Raw genomic sequence first — 14,492 nt, 5'->3', positions numbered from 1 at the left:
CGCACTGTGAGCACGAACGAGCGCGACTGGTTCTCCCCCAGAACCGACCAGCATCCCGAGGACCCGCCCCCACCCCCGCCCTCCGGACCGCCGTCGCCGCAGGGGCCGCCGCCTGAGGCGGGGGCACCGCAGGCGCCGCTGCCCGGCAGGCCGCGGCGGCGGCGTGCGGGCACCGGGCGGGACCGCGCCACCCCGCCGCCCAGCCGCCCCACCCCGCCTCCCGGGTACGGAGGCACCCCCGGCGGCTACGGCGGCGTGCAGCCCGGCCCCGGCGGTGCGAGCGGGCCCGGCGCCCCGGGTACGCCCGGTGGTCCTGGTGGCCCCAGAGGCGCGCAGGCGGCCGGAGCGGGGCAGGCGGCGTTCGGGCAAGGGGCGCCCGCAGGGCCCGGGTTCGGGCAGGGGGTGGCTGGGCGGGGGCGGTACGTGCATCCGGACCAGCAGGTGTGGCCGCCCGCCCAGCGGGAGTCCTCAGGGGGCAGCAGCACCCAGCCCTTGCCGGCCATCCGCCCCGGCATGCCCGCGCCTCCCCCGCAGCAGACCCAGCCCCACGGCGGCGGCCCGTCCGAGCCGCCCGCCGGCGGGCCCCGGCAGAACGCGCCGCAGCCCAAGCGCAGCCGGCTGATCCTGGTCGCCGTGGGCGCCGCCGTGGCGTCCGTCGTCGCCATGGGCCTGAACGCCTACGACGGCTACGGCTTCTACGACACGACCGTCACCGACGGGATCGAGACCAAGGTGATCGCCGTCGCCCCCGGCCAGGCGGGCAAGGTCTTCAACATCGAGTGGAAGGCCGCCCTCACCCCGACCCCCGCCCCGCCGGGCAGCAAGCACGGCGCCGAGGTCACCTGGCTGAAGGTGGACATCACCCAGAAACTGCTGGACGAGGCCAACGCCACCATGATCGCCCCGCCGGACAAGGCGAGGCTGGAGGACCGCTCCGGCCGGACCTGGACGGTGGAGTTCGATCCGGGCGACCGTCCGACGGACCGGCTGGAGCTGGGCAAGGAGTACAGGATCGAGGGGCTGGCCATCGTGCCGGCCCAGGTCGCGAACGAGGTCGAGCTCTCCTTCAGGACCAGCGACTACCGCTCCGACACCCCCACCCAGGACTTCTTCAAGCGCGACAAGGTGGGCCCGCCGGTCGCGAACGTGTTGTTGTTCAGACGTCGCTGAGGGGCTCGCCCTTGAGGCGGGCCCTCGTGGCGGCCAGGTCGTACGTGGCCGCCATCAGCGCCATGGTGAGCACGGTCACGAACATGTCGCGCAGGAACATCACCGGCGCCTGCTTGTACGCCCACGTCCACTCGGCCTGCGAGCCGACGAGCGTCACCACCAGGCGCTCGGCGTACTGGCCGGCCAGCGTGACGGTGACGTAGCACAGGCACATCATGCCGAACAGCGGCGCCCCGGCCTTGGCGATCATGCGCAGGGAGTTGGCCAGCGGCAGCCAGCGGTCCCGGAACCCGCCGGTGAGCTGGTCGAACGACCGCTGGGTGAGGTCGTGGCTGTCCTCCAGCCGGTCCACGCCGCGTTCGAACCGGGTGCCCTTGACCAGGCTGCGGGTCTCGTCCGAGTAGGAGCCGAACACGAGCATCGCGACGGTGAGCCAGGCCAGCGGGACGGCGACGGCGTCCAGGAAGTACGGCCAGAAGTCGCTCACCACGCCGCTGACGGTCTCCCACAGCGGCACGCTCTTCCGCGCCTGCTCCATCAGGTCCTCCGTGCCCGCGACCACGCTGCGGTGCTCCACCCAGTCCGAGCGCAGGCCGGCGATGGCGACGGTGGCGTTCAGGCCGTAGAAGACGAAGGCGAACTCGGAGAAGGCGGCGCCGAAGCCGTACAGCCGGCCCTTGCCCTGCTCCACGAGCTTGGCGAACAACCACTTCAGGCCGAACAGCACGACCATCGCGCCCAGCGACACCCGCCAGTCGAGGTCGGTGAGGCCCTTGCCGACCTGGGTCTCCTCGCCGAACCAGGAAGCCGACGTCATGTCGTAGTAGTGGTGGTTCAGGTCCATTCGCTGGACGGCGCGGGCGTCCTCCACGTGCCAGCCCCACGACAGGTAGAGCACCGCGAAGGCGGGGGCCACCCGGTCCAGCACCCTGAAGAAGCGTTCGTCCTCGACGCCTTCGCCCCTTCTGGCGCGCATCTCCCACAGCGCGCCGCGCAGGGTGAAGAGCATGCCGGTGGTGACCGTCATCACCGCGAGGACGATCAGGGTCAGGAAGGTGACCGTGCCCATCAGCCGGAGCTGCCGCAGGTCGCCGTAGGCGATCTCGGTGGCGCCGTACAGCAGGGCGAAGCGCACGACCTGGCCGGCCGCGAACCACAGGATCAGCGGCAGCGCGCACCTTCCCGCGAGGCGCAGCGTGTGCAGAGGCAGCGAGTACGGCGACGGCATCCGCTGAGCCGGCGTAGGCCCAGGTCGGGGCGGCGCCATCACACCAGTCGATCCGGACATCTGCTGAATCGTAGCGGTCTGCCCCTTACACCGCAGCCGCAACCCGCGCACCGCGTGTGACCCGCGTTCCTGCTGCGCGTTCCTGAGCACTGAGGAACAGAGGAAAGCGGGAATCGGCGGCCACACCGGACGAGCCGTGCGGCACGATGGCGTTATGGACCCGCTCCCCGCGTTCGACCAGGACCCAGTCGTCGTCGGCGATCGGCTGCGACGGCTGCGACAGGCGCGCGGGGTCTCGCTGTCCGAGCTCGCCAAGCGGGCGGGCATCGGCAAGGCCACGCTGTCCGGCGTCGAGACCGGCACCCGCAACCCGACGCTGGAGACGCTCTGGGCGATCACCGCGCAGCTCGGCGTGCCCATCGGCGCGATCCTCGACTCACCGCCCGAGCCGCAGACCATGCGCGGCACGGCCATCGAGGCCGACCTCCTGGAGGTCTTCGAGGACGACAGCGTCACCTACGAGCTCTACCGCGTCCGCGTGCCGCCGGGCCTCACCCAGACCTCGCCCGCCCACCACGAGGGGGTCAGCGAGCACGTCACGGTCTTCACCGGCACGCTCAGCGCGGGCCCCCTCGACGCGCCGCTGACCGCCGGGCCAGGCGACCACATCTCCTGGCTCTCGGACGTGCCCCACGGCTATCGCGCGCACGGCCCCGACGTCGTGCGCGCGACCCTCCTGATGCGCTACCCGGCCAAGCCGCCCACCTGAGCGGGCCGGCACGTACGGCACGGCCGGTAGCCGGCCGCCCTGGCCTGGGCGATGCTCCGGAAGCCGTGCCGGTGCGCCGGGGTGATCCGGCGGGCGTTGTGGCAGGTCGGGAAGCACACCACGCCGGTGGTGTCGCTGGCCAGGTAGAACACCCGCTCCCCGGCCAGGTCGCGCACCCGGCCGAGGTCGACGCCCTCGGCCAGCAGCAGCCGTTCCTTGGCCGCCCGGCCGAACACGTAGTCACCGGCCACGCCGTCGGACCTGACGACCCGGTGGCACGGCACGAGCAGCGGCACCGGATTGCCGCCGAGCGCCGTCCCCACCGCGCGTACGGCCTGCGGCCGGCCGATCTGCGCCGCCACCCACGAGTACGGCCTGACCTCGCCCCTCGGGATCGTCCTGACCGCGTCGAGCACGTCACGCTGGAAGCCGCTGACGCCGCGCAGGTCCAGCGCCACCTTGCCCAGGCGGCCGGTGCGCAGCGCGGGCACCAGCCCGGCGGGCGGCCGTTCGGCGGCCAGCAACGGCCGGCCGAAACGTTTCCTGAACGAGGCGGCGAAGTCGTCGCCGGCGTGCACGTACGCCACGCCCTGGTCGGTGAAGGCCACCCGCAGCTCGCCGATCGGCGCGGGCACGCTCACCCAGCGGGCGGCGATCCGGTCGAGCAGCCCGGCGGGCGCATCGGTGGCCAGCCCGGCGAGCCCGGCCAGCAGTGAGTCGTCGTTCATCGGGCACCTCCCAGTTCGCGCAGTCGCCGCAACCCGCGTGACACATGTGATTTCACCGTGCCCTGCGGGATCTTGAGCACAGTGGCGATCTCGCTGACCGGCAGGTCCACGACGTGCCGGAGCACCACCGCTGCCCGCTGCTCGTCGGGCAGCAGGCCGAGCAGTTCCGACAGCTCGTCGCCGGTCTCCCTGCGGACCGCGGCCTCCTCGACGTCCTGCGCCGGGTCGGGCTCGTCGACGGGCTCGTCGCGGAGGTCGGGTGGCGGTTTGCGGGATTTCGCCCGTGCGCAGTTGCGCCAGATGTTCATGAGGATCGTCATCAGCCAGGCCCGGGGCTGGAGCGCGGCCACGCGGTCGCGGTCGTACCCCGCCAGGGCCCGGTAGGCCCGCAGGAACGCCTCGGCGGTGAGGTCCTCGGCGTCGGCCCAGCGCCCGCTCAGCCGCAGCGCGGTCGAGAAGACCAGGCCGCGATAGGTGGCGTACAGCTCGGCGAAGCCCTCGTCGAGGTCGTCGAGGAGCGCCTTGCGCACCGGGTCGAGACAGTCGGTTGCACTCACGACCTCTACAACACCGCCGCGTCCGGTTTCGTTGCACGTGCCGGAAACGCGGACGGGGCCCGTGTCCGAGGTGGACACGGGCCCCGTCGAGGCGATCTCGTGCTCAGACGGCGACCGCGAGCTGGGAGACCTCGCCCAGCTTGGCCTCCACCTGAACGTCCCGGGTGACGCCGCCGCCCGCGATGATGCGGACGGTCCAGTCACCGGGAGCGGCGAAGAAGCGGAAGACGCCGTCGTCGGAGACGACGACCTCACCGGTGAACTCGCCGGAGTCGTCGAGCAGCCGCGCGTAGGCGGTGGTGGCGCCCGTCACCACACCCTGGATGACGGCCTGGTTGGACAGATCGATCCCGGCCGGCAGCGCGATGGTCTGCTCCGGCGCTCCGCAACCCTGTGCAGTGGTCATCAGCGGGCCTCTCCCAGCTCGATCGGCACGCCCACGAGCGAGCCGTACTCGGTCCACGAACCGTCGTAGTTCTTCACGTTGCCCTGGTCGAGGAGCTCGTGCAGCACGAACCACGTGTGCGCCGAGCGCTCGCCGATGCGGCAGTAGGCGATGGTGTCCTTGCCGAAGTCGACGCCGGCGTCGCCGTAGAGCGCGCGCAGGTCGTCGTCGGACTTGAAGGTGCCGTCGTCGTTCGCGGCCTTGGACCACGGGATGTTGCGGGCGGTGGGCACGTGGCCGCCGCGCTGCGCCTGCTCCTGCGGGAGGTGGGCCGGGGCCAGCAGCTTGCCGGTGAACTCGTCGGGCGAGCGCACGTCGACCAGGTTGAGCTTGCCGATCGCGGAGACCACGTCGTCGCGGAAGGCGCGGATCGCGGAGTCCTGCTCCTGGGCGGTGTACTGGGTCTTGGCGCGCTCGGGCACGTCGCGGACCAGCTCGCGGGAGTCGAGCTCCCACTTCTTGCGCCCGCCGTCGAGCAGCTTGACGTCCTGGTGGCCGTAGAGCTTGAAGTACCAGTAGGCGTAGGACGCGAACCAGTTGTTGTTGCCGCCGTAGAGCACGACGGTGTCATCGTTGGAAATGCCGCGGTCCGACAGCAGGGCCTCGAAACCGGTCTTGTCCACGAAGTCGCGGCGGACCGGGTCCTGCAGGTCCTGCCGCCAGTCGACCTTCACGGCGCCACGGATGTGGCCCTTGTCATAGGCGCTGACGTCCTCGTCGACCTCGACGAGTACGACGCCAGGGTTGTCGAGGTTGGCCTCGACCCAGTCGGCGTCCACCAGTGCGGCGGAGCGGCTCATTGGGAAACCTCCATGTTGGCGGCGGGCAGTAGACGGCGGAAGAGCAGGTACGTTTCGCAGCCGAGGCAGAATCCGAAGGCTGCGTTGAGGAAGGCGGCGAGGAGAGCCGCGGCCGTGGCCCCGAGGGCCAGGGGCGTGATCCCGGCGACGAACCCGGCCAGCCCCACGACCGCGAAGACCAGCCCTACCCCCTGCGCGAACCGCGGCGGGCGGGCGTCTTCTGTCTCCTTCGGGGCACTCCTGACGAGCGCCTTGAAGAGCATCGTGTACGGCGAGAGCCGCGCGACTCCGAGTGCGAAGACCACCGCCTGGGCGGCAAGCAGCCACGCGCTGCCCGTCACGAGGACGAGAGCGAGGACCAGGGTGGTGATGGCCGCGCCGAAGCGCAGAGCTCTGGGATCAGCACGCATCACAGGATGCTCCTGAAGGGGGCGACTGGGGCGGACCAGATGTCCGCGGTGACCGTCCTCAGGCAGCGCGACAGAGCGCGGTGGCGACGCGGCAGAAATCAACTGCGCGCCGCTTCGTGAGCAGCTCTGTCGACGGGTTCATGGCCTCGACACTACTCGTCGTCTCGCCATCTGTCACATCTCGTCCGAGTTCTGAGACAGTTCGTGAGACGACTGTGACTCCCCGGAGGGAATCGCGGCCGCCAGCGCGGCCAGTACGTCGGCCTTCCGTGGCTGGCCAGACGCCTTTTTGACGACGTTCCCTGACGGATCCAGCACAATTACGGTGGGCGTGCGCATGATGTCGAGCCGGCGCACCAGGTCGAGCCGGGACTCGGCGTCGATCTCGACGTGCGTCACCCCGGGCACGAGCGCGCTCACGTCGGCCAGCACCCGCCTGGTCGCCCGGCAGGGCTGGCAGAACGCCGTCGAGAACTGCACCAGCGTCGCCCGCTCGCCCATGGCGGCGCCCAGCATGTCCGCGGTCAGCCGGTCGCCGGCCGCCGTACGCACCCGTCCGTCGCGGCGCAGACGTACCACCCCGATCACCGTTCCGAGCGCCAGCGTCGCCAGCGCGATCCACAGACCCGTCACCTCAGGTGCCAACCACGGGCGTCCGCGATTACTTCCGCGCCGGGCCGTCGACGTTGACCAGCACCCGTCCGGCCCGGTCGACGACCTCGAACCGGTCGATGTGCCGCATGAGCACCGGCGTCTCCATCTGGAAGACGGTCTCCTTGCGGTAGGTCTCGCGGCTGACGGTCCAGCTCCCGACGACCTCGCGCCGCCCGCCGTCGTCGTAGACGGCCAGGCTGCAGTCGGTGCCGACCGGCACGTTCCGTACGGTCACCAGCAGTTCGGTGCTCGCGCCGCCGGGCAGGGCGTAGACCGTGGCGTAGTAGTCCTTGGCCGAGTTCTCGCCCTTGAAGGCGCGGCCGTCGCCGGTCCGTTTCGCCGTCGTGGGCGTCGCGCTCGGCGTCGGGTCGGCCTTCCCCATCCGGGTTTCGGGCGCGGCGTCGCTGGCCACGAAGGGCTCGGTCGTCAGCGACTTCTCGGCCGCCGAGGACTGGGGGGCGGCCGCGGGTGCGGCGACGCTCTGCTGGGCGGTGTCCTGCCGGGTGGCGGTCCAGACCGTGCCGCCGAGGGCGACCACGGCCACCGAGGCGGCCACGGCCAGCATGAGCCGGCCGCGCCGGTACCGCTTGACCCGGGCGTTCAGCAGCCGGTCGAGCACCTGGCGCGGCGGGCTGGCGACCAGCTCGACGTCCCGTTCTGACACCTTGCCGAGGAACGCGGCGACGCCTTCGAGTTCGAGCAGTTCGGCGCCGCAGGTCTCGCAGGTGGCCAGATGGTTGTCGACCTCCAGCGCCTCGTCGGGCTCCAGCGCCCCCAAGGCGTGCGCGCCCATGGCCAAACGCACTTCTTCGCAGGTCATCACGGCGCCAGCCCCCGTTCTTCGAGGGCCAGCTTGAGCGCGCGCAACGCGTAGTAGGTGCGCGACTTGACCGTGCCCGGCGGAATGCCCAGCGTCGCCGACGCCTCCTTCACCGATCGCCCCCGGTAGTAGACCTCCAGCAGCACCTCGCGGTGCTCGGGCCGCAGCGCGGCCAGCGCCTCGGCCACGGCCCACGACTCGACCGCCCGCTCCAGCTCGTCGTCGGCCGGCAGGACCGCGAGCGCCTCGTCGCCGGTCTCCTGCGGCCGGGCTTTCTTGGCCCGGTGCTGGTCGACCACGAGGTTACGCGCCACCGTGAACAACCACGCCCGGATGGGACGGCCGGAGAGCGCGTCGGGGTGCCGCCAGGCCCGCAGCAACGTCTCCTGCACCACGTCCTCCGCACGTCCGGAATCACCGGTGAGTCGCAGCACGTACCCGTAGAGTGGCCCGGCGTGCTCGTCGAAGAGGGTGCGTACGAGCTCCTCGTCCGCGGTGCCTGCTGCGCTCACGTCCTCATCACGTACGGGAGGCCGCAGCGGTTCAGGCTCATCCACGGATCGGCACGTCAGACGCTTCGGCCGAGAACTCCAATCCGTCGGCCACGTTCTCGACCCCGGTGATCTTCACGTCGAAGGGCAGCCCGCCCTTGAACGGGATCGTGTAGCCGACGAACCCGGCGAGCTGGTCGGGCACACCCTCGATCTTCTCCGCCTGGAGCCTGATGGCGCCGTCGGTGACGACGACCCGCATCTCCGCGTTGAACTGCACCTTGCGCACCCCCACCGTCACCTCTCCCGACGCCACGAGCCGCCGCCCGTTGCCGCTGATCTTGACGCCCCGGGGCGCGTACTTGTCGATCGTGGCCCGGGTGAGCGTGCCGCTCACGGTGACGCGCCCGGCCCGGACGTCGGCGCGGTTCTGCAGCACGTCGGTCAGCGGGGCGGTCACGTCGTAGGCGGCGCCGCGAAGGTTCTTGACCGGCACGCCCCCGTAGGTGAGCGTGCCGAGATTGAACCGTACCTCTGGATAGTGCCCGGAGACTGCCTGAGTGAGAAACGGGATGCCCTCGATCTCGACCGTGGGGGTGCCGCTGAGGTCGGAGGCGGCCGCGATGCGATTGGCGAGATCGCGTTCCACGCCGGCCACTGCGACGCGGTCGAGAGCGACGAGGAGGACACCCAGCACGATCAGAAAGACGATCAGCTTTCGCATGTGGCTCCCTGTCGGTGGCGGGGGTTGACGAGCCTATCGACTGGCAGGTCTCATTCCCCGCCAGGGCCGGCGATCACCCGCCGGCGAAGGGCGGCAGCACCTCGACCGTCACGCCCTCGCCGAGCACGACCGAGTCGTGGGCGCGCAGGCCCACGGGCGCGCCGTCGACCAGGAACGACGAGCGGCCGACCACTCTGGCGAGCTCGGCGCGGTTTTCTGTGATTTTGGTCATCAATTCGTCAAGAGTGGCCGCCTCGAACGACTCTTCCGCCACTCCGGCGGCCTCCTTGGCCGCCGCCCAATAACGTATTTTTCCTGTGGCCATGCGTTGCCTCACAATCGCGTTCGCTCTATTGTGCGGCGTCCTTAACGCGCTTGTTCCACGGGAGTCGCTGTTCACCAGGTGGACGCGCAATGGACGCGACTTAGTCGTGGGATATCCTCGCTTACAGGACCTGGGCGACATCGCCCCCGGGTCCTTGCGTGTTCGAGGAGGCCGTAATGAGCAACCTGCTGCTGCTGACCAACGCCCTCGAGCCTTCCTCCGAGGTGCTGCCGGCGCTCGGGTTGCTGCTCCACTCCGTCCGGGTCTCGCCCGCCGAGGCGTCGGCGCTCATCGACACGCCGCCCGCGGACGCCGTCATCGTCGACGCGCGCAGGGAGCTAGTCCAGGCCAAGAGCCTGTGCCGGTTGATCCGCACCACGGGCGTCGACTGCCCGCTGCTGGTGGTGGTCACCGAGGGCGGCCTGGCCGCCATGACCGCCGAGTGGGGCGTCGACGACGTGCTGCTCGAAACCGCCGGTCCGGCCGAGGTCGAGGCGCGGCTGCGCATGGCCACCGGGCGCATGTCGCAGTCCGCCGCCGAGGACGTCCCCGACGAGATCCGCAGCGGCGACCTGTCGATCGACGAGGCCACCTACACCGCGCGGCTGCGCGGGCGCGTGCTCGACCTGACGTTCAAGGAGTTCGAGCTGCTGAAGTACCTCGCCCAGCATCCGGGCCGGGTCTTCACCCGCGCCCAGCTCCTCCAGGAGGTCTGGGGCTACGACTACTTCGGCGGCACCAGGACGGTCGACGTGCACGTCCGGCGGCTGCGGGCCAAGCTCGGCACCGAGAACGAGTCGCTGATCGGCACCGTACGCAATGTCGGCTACCGCTTCGTGCCCGACAGGAGCGACCCCGCGCACGTGTGATCCGTTGACCCGCGTTCGCCCGATGTGACACTTTGTCGTTGGGGCTGTTTCCAACCTGTCATGTCGAGGACACCGCCGTCCCCAGATTGGTGGTGTCGGCGTGGATCTGTTCAGGTCACTCGTGGACGAGGGCGCGCGCCCTCGCCTCTTCCGCCGCGGCGAGCTGATCTGCTCGCCGGTCCGGCCGGTCAACCGCGTCCACCTGATCGACCACGGGTACGCCCGCGAGCACGTCCCCGGCGGCGACCGGGAGGTCGTGCACGACCTGCGCGGCCCCGGCGACCTCGTCGGCGAGATGGCCTTCTGGAGTCCGGGCGAGCGTGTCAAGGTGGACGCGCTGACCGAGGTCCGCGCCTGGCCGATCGACCTGGGGCGGCTGCGCGAGCACGCCTCGGCGGGCCCGGCCGTGGCGACCGCGCTGGTCCAGGAGCTGTTCGCCAGGAACCTGGCCGCCCGCAGGCACGAGGCGCTGGCCCGCGCGCCGGTCGCGGCCCGGCTGGCCGTCTGGCTGCTGCACCTGGACGAACGGTACGGGCTGGCCTCCCCCACTGCGCCGCCGCTGTCCATGGAGACGCTGGCCGACCTCGTGGGCAGCGCGCCGGACGTCGTCCAGCGGCAGCTCACGCAGTGGGTCAGGCGTGGCTGGCTGGTGCGGCCGGGGTATCGGCGGCTGCGGATCGCCGACCCGGCCGCGCTGCGCGAGGCCGCCGGGGCGTGGGGGGAGTTGTCGGAGCCGTGGCGCGGGCGGGTGACGCCGTTCCTCACGCGGCCGGCCGCGCAGGCCGGGCCGCTGCCGGTGGGCGAGCTGCCGAAGCCGCGCCAGCTTCCCGCCGACGTCCCCGACTTCACCGGACGGCAGCAGAGCCTCGACCTGCTCACCGCCTGGCTGGACCGGCCGCGGCGGACGAACACCATGGTCGTGCAGGGCCTGCCCGGGGTCGGCAAGACCGCGCTGGTGACGCATTGGGGCCTCCTGCACGCCGACCGGTTCCCCGCCGGGCAGATCATGATCGACCTGCGCGGGCAGTCGCCGACCCAGCCGCCGATGAGCTCGGCCGAGGCGCTCGGGCAGATCCTGCGCTCGCTCGGCGTCGGCGAGCACATGCCGGCCGCCGACGAGGCCGAGCTGATGTTGTTGTACCGCAGCAGGATCGCCGGGCGCAGGCTGCTGCTCATCCTGGACAACGCGGCCGACCCGGCCCAGGTGCGGGCGCTGTTGCCGGGCGGCAAGGACTGCGTGGTGCTGGTGACCAGCAGGACGCGGATGGCGCCGCTGCGGGCCACCGGGCACGCCGACCTCATGGACCTGTCGGTGCTCGACCCGGGCAACGCGGTGGCGCTGCTGGTGTCGGTGCTCGGCGAGGGCTCGCCGCGGGCCGCCGACCGGGACGCGCTGGCCGAGCTGGCCCGGGTGTGCTCGTACCATCCGTTCGCGCTGCGGATCTCGGCGGCCAAGCTGGCCGAGGACCCGGCGCTGAGCGTGCGGTCGCGGGTGGCGGAGCTGCGCGGGCCGGACCGGCCGCTGGCGGGGGATCCCGAGGAGGCGTTCAGGTCGGCGCTGGACCTGGCGTACGAGTCGCTGGGTCCGGCTCAGCGGCGGGCCTTCCGGCACGTCGGGCTGCTTCCTGGACGGGACTTCGCGCCGGAGGTGCTGGCCGCGGCGCTGGGCGTGCCGGTGGGCGAGGCCGTGGCGGCGGTGGAGGGGCTGCATCGGGCGTACCTGGTCGAGCCGCTGCCCGGACCGCGTTACCGGGTGCACGACCTGGTCAAGCGGCTGGCCAGGGAGCTGGGCCGGCACGCGGAGGCCGGGGTGCGCGAGGCCAGGGTGCGGCTGCTCGACCACTACCTGGCGGTGGCGACCGGCCCGGACACGCCGCGCGAGTGGTTCGAGGCCGAACGGCGCTCGCTGGTCTCGGCGGTACGGCTGGCCGAGGAGAGCGGCGCGTACGGGCTGGCCTGCCGGCTGGCCGAGGCGGTGTTCGAGCCGTTCAGGAGGCTGCGGTACTACGAGAACAACCTGGAGGTCCAGCAGGCCGGGCTGAGTTCGGCCATGCAGGTGGGCAACCGCCGGGCCGTCGCGCTCATGCGCAGCCACCTCGGGTCGATCCACCGCGACATCGGGCCGTCCACGCTGGCGGCCAGGTTCATCGGCGAGGCGCTGGCCGACTTCACCTCGCTCGGCGACCGCGAGGGGCTGGCCCGCGCGCTCAACGACCTGGCCGAGGTGCACGGCATCGCGGGCAACAGGGACGAGGCGCTGCGCCGCGCGGGCGAGGCGCTGGAGGTGCACCGGGAGATCGGCGACCTGGCCGGCGTGGCGAAGTGCCTGCACACGCTCTCCCTGCTGCACCTGTCGCAGGAACGCCACGACCTGGCCCTCCGGTACGCCGGCCAGGCCCTGCGCGTACGGGAGGAGCTGGGCGACCGCAGGGGCACCGCGCAGAGCCTGATCATCTCGGCCCGCGTACGGCAGAGCCTGGGCGAGCCGGACACGGCGCTGTCGGAGGGCCTGGAGGCGCTGTCGATCTGCCACGAACTGGGCGACGAGCACGCCGAGGCCGAGACGCTGCTCTGCCTGGCCGAGATCTACGACCGGCTCGGGCTCCAGCAGGACGCCCGGCGCGACGCCGAACGCGCGCTCGCCGGGTACACGGCCACCGGCGACCAGCACGGGTGCGGGCGCGCGCTGTGCGCGCTCGGCCGGATCGCGCGCAACGGCTCGCGCTACGACGAGGCGCTGGCCTGCTACGAGCAGGCGCTCGCGGTGCAGGTCGAGCTCCACCACGAGCAGGGCAAGGCCGAGACGCTGGGCGACATCGGGGTGGTGCACTGGCGGCTGTCGGACTACCTGCGCGCCGACGACTACCTGAACCAGGCGCTCGGCATCAGCAGGGTGATCCGCGACGAGCCCGGCGAGGCGCGCATGCTCAACCGGCTGGCCCGGGTCCGGCGGCGCCAGGGCCTGCCCCAGGTGGCCTTCGTGTACGCGCTGGAGGCGCTGGACCTGGTCCAGGGGCTGGGCAACCGGCGGGCCGAGGCCGACGTGCAGGAGACGCTGGCGTACACGTACCTGTCGCTGGGACAGCACGAGCAGGCATTAGCGGCGGCGCGGTCCTCGCTGGCGCTCAGGGAGGAGACGGGCGACAACCAGGCCAGCGCGCTGCTGTCGATCGCGCAGGCGTTGTACACGGCCGGCGAGCCCGCGGCGGCCCTGGAGTACGCCGGGGAGACCGTCGAGCTGCAGCAAGTCACCGGCACCAGGGACCGGTGGGGGGCGGCGCTCACGACGCTGGCCATGGTGCTGCTCGACCTGGGACGGGCCGAGGAGGCGCTGGTCCACGCCAAGCAGGCCAGGGACGTGCACCTGGAGTGCGGGACGCGGCGCGACCTCGGATGCGCGCTGCGGGCGCTCGGCCTGATCACCGCCAGGCTCGGGGACCGCGTGGCGGCGAGGGCCCACCTGACCGAGGCGGTGCGCACGCTGGAGGAGGTGGGGGACGTCTTCGAGGGCCGGCGGGCGGCGCAAGAGCTGCGGGAGCATGCCTGAAATTCCGCTGAAAGTCGTGAATTCTCGGCAATAAGGTCGCAGATCTTCTCCGGACCTTCTCGTTAGCTGGTTCCACCAGCTACGACACGGAGGTGATCCGGATGCTCAAGAGCCATCTGCGTCGAGACCTGCAGTCACTGAAGCGACAGGCGCGCAGGGACCGGCGGGTCACGCTCGGCCTGCTGGCCGGGGTGCTGGCGGCCTGGACCCGCCAGCTCTCCCCCGGTGACCCGCCCTCGGGGCCGGGGGTGCTGCTCGCCCTCTCGGTGGGACTGGTCGCCGCGTCGTGGGCGGCCTGGCTGCTGGCGGCGTACTTCGCGCTGCGGGCGGTCCGGCCGCGCTCGGAGCCGGTGGAGGTGCTGGTCTGGGTGGCCCGGGTCGGCAGGAGCAAGGAGTGGGCGTTCTGCTCGCTGGCCGCGTACGTGGCCTGGCACCTGCTGCAGTTCGTCACCGCGCTGCTCCTGGGCTGAGCGGGGGCGCGGCGAGGCGTCACCCCGGAGGGGGCGTCTCGCCGCCTTCGCGCCCGCGCCGGGCCCTGACCGCCGCCCCGATCAGCGCCGCGTAGCCGGCTTCGAGGTCGTCCGGCAGCCGGTCGACGGGGAAGAAGCGCAGGTCGCTGTGCTCGTCGCTGACGCGCGGCTCGACCGGCCCCACGGGGGTGGCGAGCAGGGCAACGATCAGGACCTTGCCGCCGGCGATGTGGAAGATCTCCGCGCCGACGACCTCGCCGACCTCGACGTCGAGGCCGCTCTCCTCCAAGACCTCACGGCGTACGACCTGGGCGAGCGTGTCGTCGGCCCGGTCCGGCCAGCCGCCGGGGAGCTCCCAGGCGTTCCTGGGGTTCCGGCAGAGCAGGACGCCTTCGTCGGTCAGGACCACGCCCTTGATCGAGGCGTGCATGAAATACCAGCCGGTCTCCGCGTCGATCACAGGCCGATCATGGCACGGTCCTGGG

General features: G+C 71.9%; 17 protein-coding genes. 5 read left to right on the top strand and 12 right to left on the bottom strand.

Going from position 1 to position 14,492, the window contains the following annotated elements; translation table 11 throughout:
- Positions 1–6: 6 nt before the first annotated feature.
- On the top strand, positions 7–1,170 hold the full coding sequence (locus tag IEZ27_RS49405; protein WP_189653606.1) for a hypothetical protein: 1,164 nt from the start codon (positions 7–9) through the stop codon (positions 1,168–1,170).
- Here IEZ27_RS49405 and IEZ27_RS49400 read toward each other — a convergent pair.
- Entirely contained in the window at positions 1,157–2,398 is a 1,242-nt protein-coding gene (locus tag IEZ27_RS49400; protein ID WP_189653605.1) for a hypothetical protein, read from the bottom strand. The two genes, IEZ27_RS49405 and IEZ27_RS49400, sit on opposite strands and share 14 nt — an antisense overlap.
- A gap of 214 nt (positions 2,399–2,612) precedes the next feature.
- Between IEZ27_RS49400 and IEZ27_RS49395 the strand changes: the two genes are divergently transcribed.
- Complete coding sequence (locus tag IEZ27_RS49395) at positions 2,613–3,167, top strand: helix-turn-helix domain-containing protein (RefSeq protein ID WP_189653604.1); 555 nt, start codon at positions 2,613–2,615, stop codon at positions 3,165–3,167.
- Here IEZ27_RS49395 and IEZ27_RS49390 read toward each other — a convergent pair.
- The 10 genes from IEZ27_RS49390 to IEZ27_RS49345 all read right to left on the bottom strand — a co-directional run bounded on the left by IEZ27_RS49390 (position 3,143) and on the right by IEZ27_RS49345 (position 9,121).
- Entirely contained in the window at positions 3,143–3,895 is a 753-nt protein-coding gene (locus tag IEZ27_RS49390) for a methylated-DNA--[protein]-cysteine S-methyltransferase (protein WP_189653603.1), read from the bottom strand. The genes IEZ27_RS49395 and IEZ27_RS49390 overlap by 25 nt on opposite strands.
- Complete coding sequence (locus IEZ27_RS49385; RefSeq protein WP_189653602.1) at positions 3,892–4,452, bottom strand: RNA polymerase sigma factor; 561 nt, start codon at positions 4,450–4,452, stop codon at positions 3,892–3,894. The genes IEZ27_RS49390 and IEZ27_RS49385 overlap by 4 nt, the downstream gene beginning before the upstream one ends.
- A gap of 103 nt (positions 4,453–4,555) precedes the next feature.
- Entirely contained in the window at positions 4,556–4,858 is a 303-nt protein-coding gene (locus IEZ27_RS49380) for a DUF1416 domain-containing protein (RefSeq protein ID WP_125643227.1), read from the bottom strand.
- The gene (locus IEZ27_RS49375) at positions 4,858–5,697 is read right to left on the bottom strand and encodes a sulfurtransferase (RefSeq protein ID WP_125643230.1); all 840 of its coding nucleotides are present in this window, start codon (positions 5,695–5,697) and stop codon (positions 4,858–4,860) included. The genes IEZ27_RS49380 and IEZ27_RS49375 overlap by 1 nt, the downstream gene beginning before the upstream one ends.
- Positions 5,694–6,107 carry a DUF4395 domain-containing protein gene (locus IEZ27_RS49370; RefSeq protein WP_125643233.1) on the bottom strand — a complete coding sequence of 138 codons (414 nt, stop codon included), beginning with the start codon at positions 6,105–6,107 and terminating at the stop codon, positions 5,694–5,696. Before IEZ27_RS49370 ends, IEZ27_RS49375 begins: the two co-directional genes overlap by 4 nt.
- 174 nt (positions 6,108–6,281) lie before the next feature.
- Positions 6,282–6,740 carry a thioredoxin family protein gene (locus IEZ27_RS49365; protein ID WP_189653601.1) on the bottom strand — a complete coding sequence of 153 codons (459 nt, stop codon included), beginning with the start codon at positions 6,738–6,740 and terminating at the stop codon, positions 6,282–6,284.
- 28 nt (positions 6,741–6,768) lie between these two features.
- Positions 6,769–7,581, bottom strand: coding sequence for an anti-sigma factor family protein (locus tag IEZ27_RS49360; RefSeq protein WP_268246135.1), 813 nt, complete (start codon positions 7,579–7,581; stop codon positions 6,769–6,771).
- Entirely contained in the window at positions 7,581–8,093 is a 513-nt protein-coding gene (locus IEZ27_RS49355) for a sigma-70 family RNA polymerase sigma factor (RefSeq protein ID WP_125643242.1), read from the bottom strand. The genes IEZ27_RS49360 and IEZ27_RS49355 overlap by 1 nt, the downstream gene beginning before the upstream one ends.
- A gap of 37 nt (positions 8,094–8,130) precedes the next feature.
- Positions 8,131–8,796, bottom strand: a complete 666-nt coding sequence (locus tag IEZ27_RS49350; protein ID WP_189653599.1) for an LmeA family phospholipid-binding protein — start codon at positions 8,794–8,796, stop codon at positions 8,131–8,133.
- A 73-nt stretch (positions 8,797–8,869) separates the two neighbouring features.
- Positions 8,870–9,121 carry a MoaD/ThiS family protein gene (locus IEZ27_RS49345; protein WP_189653598.1) on the bottom strand — a complete coding sequence of 84 codons (252 nt, stop codon included), beginning with the start codon at positions 9,119–9,121 and terminating at the stop codon, positions 8,870–8,872.
- A 176-nt stretch (positions 9,122–9,297) separates the two neighbouring features.
- On the opposite strand from IEZ27_RS49345, the gene IEZ27_RS49340 reads away from it, so the two are divergent.
- From IEZ27_RS49340 to IEZ27_RS49330, 3 genes are all read left to right on the top strand, one after another.
- A complete protein-coding gene (locus IEZ27_RS49340) occupies positions 9,298–9,990 on the top strand; it encodes a winged helix-turn-helix transcriptional regulator (RefSeq protein WP_125643250.1) in 693 nt (230 codons plus the stop codon).
- 100 nt (positions 9,991–10,090) lie between these two features.
- Positions 10,091–13,537, top strand: coding sequence for a tetratricopeptide repeat protein (locus tag IEZ27_RS49335; protein ID WP_189653597.1), 3,447 nt, complete (start codon positions 10,091–10,093; stop codon positions 13,535–13,537).
- Between the two features lie 101 nt (positions 13,538–13,638).
- Complete coding sequence (locus IEZ27_RS49330) at positions 13,639–14,007, top strand: hypothetical protein (protein WP_189653596.1); 369 nt, start codon at positions 13,639–13,641, stop codon at positions 14,005–14,007.
- Positions 14,008–14,026: 19 nt separating this feature from the next.
- Here the strand turns inward: IEZ27_RS49330 and IEZ27_RS49325 are convergent, their stop codons facing one another.
- Complete coding sequence (locus tag IEZ27_RS49325; RefSeq protein WP_189653595.1) at positions 14,027–14,467, bottom strand: NUDIX domain-containing protein; 441 nt, start codon at positions 14,465–14,467, stop codon at positions 14,027–14,029.
- Positions 14,468–14,492: the final 25 nt, after the last annotated feature.

Source organism: Nonomuraea spiralis, from assembly GCF_014648435.1.
GTDB classification, from domain to species: domain Bacteria; phylum Actinomycetota; class Actinomycetes; order Streptosporangiales; family Streptosporangiaceae; genus Nonomuraea; species Nonomuraea spiralis.
The sequence above is the reverse complement of the archived record's forward strand: the minus strand, read 5'-3'. Positions and strand labels throughout refer to the sequence as shown.

Excerpts from the sequence above, each read along its gene's own strand:
- IEZ27_RS49400 (WP_189653605.1), bottom strand. The coding sequence starts at position 2,398 with ATGCCGTCGCCGTACTCGCTGCCTCTGCACACGCTGCGCCTCGCGGGA.
- IEZ27_RS49395 (WP_189653604.1), top strand. The coding sequence starts at position 2,613 with ATGGACCCGCTCCCCGCGTTCGACCAGGACCCAGTCGTCGTCGGCGAT.
- IEZ27_RS49390 (WP_189653603.1), bottom strand. The coding sequence starts at position 3,895 with ATGAACGACGACTCACTGCTGGCCGGGCTCGCCGGGCTGGCCACCGAT.
- IEZ27_RS49380 (WP_125643227.1), bottom strand. The coding sequence starts at position 4,858 with ATGACCACTGCACAGGGTTGCGGAGCGCCGGAGCAGACCATCGCGCTG.
- IEZ27_RS49375 (WP_125643230.1), bottom strand. The coding sequence starts at position 5,697 with ATGAGCCGCTCCGCCGCACTGGTGGACGCCGACTGGGTCGAGGCCAAC.
- IEZ27_RS49370 (WP_125643233.1), bottom strand. The coding sequence starts at position 6,107 with ATGCGTGCTGATCCCAGAGCTCTGCGCTTCGGCGCGGCCATCACCACC.
- IEZ27_RS49360 (WP_268246135.1), bottom strand. The coding sequence starts at position 7,581 with ATGACCTGCGAAGAAGTGCGTTTGGCCATGGGCGCGCACGCCTTGGGG.
- IEZ27_RS49350 (WP_189653599.1), bottom strand. The coding sequence starts at position 8,796 with ATGCGAAAGCTGATCGTCTTTCTGATCGTGCTGGGTGTCCTCCTCGTC.
- IEZ27_RS49345 (WP_189653598.1), bottom strand. The coding sequence starts at position 9,121 with ATGGCCACAGGAAAAATACGTTATTGGGCGGCGGCCAAGGAGGCCGCC.
- IEZ27_RS49340 (WP_125643250.1), top strand. The coding sequence starts at position 9,298 with ATGAGCAACCTGCTGCTGCTGACCAACGCCCTCGAGCCTTCCTCCGAG.
- IEZ27_RS49330 (WP_189653596.1), top strand. The coding sequence starts at position 13,639 with ATGCTCAAGAGCCATCTGCGTCGAGACCTGCAGTCACTGAAGCGACAG.